Genomic DNA, 453 nt, shown 5'->3' with positions numbered 1-453 from the left:
AAACAATTGCTTCAAGTCTTCCTGGACAGAATCCAAAAGTAACTTTGATCTTTCATTAACATACATGGTAACTTTTGCTGTCAATGACTTGCCGATCACCTTTCTGTTACGGGCTTCTTCAAGTGCTTTTAACACATCGTCGCGAAGCTTCATAAACGCGGTCCATTTTTCCTCCAGGCTTTTTGCGTTTGGATATTCTTTATTTTGAGGAAGATCAGTCAACTGAACGCTTTCCTCTTTTACAGACGGGATGTATGCCCAAACCTCATCGGCCGTATGAGCAAGAATTGGCGCCACACGCTTGGTTAAAGCCATTAAGCTTTCATGCAAAACCGTCTGAATTGCCCGGCGCCCATGATGATCAGCCGCTTCGATGTAGAGAACATCTTTAGCAAAATCGAGATAAAACGCACTTAAATCCAATGTGCAGAAATTGTTCACGGCATGATAAAT

1 protein-coding gene is annotated in these 453 nt (G+C 42.4%); it reads right to left on the bottom strand.

The window, feature by feature from the left end; all coding sequences use genetic code 11:
- On the bottom strand, positions 1-453 hold a 453-nt coding region (locus AC2JF9_RS09195), incomplete at both ends, for a class I tRNA ligase family protein (RefSeq protein WP_500727160.1).

Source organism: Lactobacillus sp. C449L (assembly GCF_059900815.1).
The sequence above is the reverse complement of the archived record's forward strand: the minus strand, read 5'-3'. Positions and strand labels throughout refer to the sequence as shown.